Here is a 1,778-nt window from a genome sequence, read left to right on the forward strand (position 1 = left end):
GCCCACAGCAGTTCCACGTTCCCGAGCCGCGCCTGCTCGATGCGCCGCCGCGCCTCGGCCAGCGACTCGTGCGACACGTCGAAGCTGGTGAAGCGTGCCAGCGGGCTGCGCCGCGCCAGCGTCACCGTCTGCGCGCCGACGCCGCAGCCCACCTCCAGCACGCGGCTGCCGGCCGGGAAATGCGTGTCGCCGTGCAGCAGGTCGACCAGCGTGCGGGCCTGGTCGGTCAGCCGGTCTTGTTCATGCGATTGATAGCCGTGGACATAGGACGAGGGGGAGGACATGGCGTGTGGAAACAGGAGTCGCGATGCCCGCAGTCTCCCGGCCCTCGGCCGAACGCGTCTTGAACGTTATTGCAGCCCCGCCGCCCGCCACGCCCCCGGCGTGAAGCCGTAGAGCCGCGCGAACACGCGTGTCATGTGGCTCTGGTCCGAGAACCCGCACTCGGCCGCCGCCTCGGCCAGCGGCAGCCCGCGGCGGATCGATCCGCGCGCCCGTTCGGCCCGCTGCTGCTGCAACCACGCGTGCGGCGGCAGCCCGCAAGCCTTCTCGAAGCGCCGCAGCAGCTGGTACTTGCTGGCACCCACCATCGCGGCCAGTTCGCCCAGCGTCGGCGGGTTCTGCAGGTCGTCGGCCAATCGCTCGCGCACGCGCGCGAGGTCGCCGCCGACCTCGCGCGGCAGCACGCGGCTGCCGTGCCGCGCGACCAGTTCGCCGCACACCCGCACCAGCGCCTCTTCGCAGCCCAGCGCCTGCATGCGCCCCTGCYCCCACGCATCGAGCCGGGCGAACAGTTGCAGCAGCCCGGCGCGCAGCGGTGCGTCGGCGATCACCGGCCGCGTCACCGCGAAGTCCTCGCCCAGGCCCGAAACACGCAGCAGCGCCGCCGGGGACAGGTACACCATGCGCCAGCGCCGCGCCGGCCCGCCCAGCGGCCTGCCGTCGTGCACCTCGCCGGGGTTGGTGGTGATCACATCCCCCGCCTGTGCATCCACCTGCCCACGCCCGCTGGCCGAGCGCTGCGCGCCCTGCTGCATCAGGCCGAACCCGTAGGTCGCGTGCCAGTGGCGGGCATAGTGGCGGTCGCTGTCCATCGCCGTGCCGTGCACGTCCTCCCAGGGCGAGCCGGTGACGCGCGATGTCGAGGAGGAAGCCATCGGCCGATTGTGCGGCAGCCCCATGTTTCAATCATGAACGGCGCGCCCGGACACGACATACCGCGTTAACGCCCGGCGCCTCCAATTCGTGCCGCGGGCCGCGCAACGACGGCCCCGACCACAGGAGACGACACACCATGCAAGCCATCCTCCGGGCCACCACCCTGGCCGCGACCCTCTGCTTCGCGGCCTTCGGCGCCCAGGCCGTCACGCTGAAGATCTCGTGCGGGGCCGTCGGGCTCGAGTTCCAGCTCTGCAAGGAGGAGTCCGACGCCTGGGCCCGGAAGACCGGCAACGAGGTGCAGGTCATCAACGCGCCCAACGACTCGAACGAGCGCCTCGCGCTGTACCAGCAGATCCTCGGCAGCGGCTCCGACAAGATCGACATCTACCAGATCGACGTCGTCTGGCCCGGCCTGCTCGCCAGCCACCTGATCGACCTGAAACCCTACACCCAGGGCGCCGAGAAGGAACACTTCCCGGCCATCATCGTCAACAACACCGTCGGCGACAAACTGGTCGCGATGCCGTGGTTCACCGACGCCGGCCTGCTGTTCTACCGCAAGGACCTGCTCGAGAAATACAAGGTCGCGCCGCCCACCACCTGGGACGCACTCGCCG

3 protein-coding genes are annotated in these 1,778 nt (G+C 70.7%); 1 reads left to right on the forward strand and 2 read right to left on the reverse strand.

Translation table 11 applies throughout. The features are described 5' to 3' along the window. Nucleotides 1-284: SAM-dependent methyltransferase (locus AC1D01_RS33115; protein WP_477873717.1), on the reverse strand; the 284-nt coding region annotated here is incomplete at its 3' end. 66 nt (nt 285-350) lie between these two features. Then, nucleotides 351-1,157, reverse strand: coding sequence for an AraC family ligand binding domain-containing protein (locus AC1D01_RS33120; protein ID WP_477873718.1), 807 nt, complete (start codon nt 1,155-1,157; stop codon nt 351-353). 137 nt (nt 1,158-1,294) lie between these two features. Here AC1D01_RS33120 and AC1D01_RS33125 point away from each other — a divergent pair. Further along, a partial coding sequence (locus tag AC1D01_RS33125; RefSeq protein WP_477873719.1) for an extracellular solute-binding protein occupies nt 1,295-1,778 on the forward strand: 484 nt, incomplete at its 3' end.

It is taken from the genome of Rhizobacter sp. P3_B12, assembly GCF_056402895.1.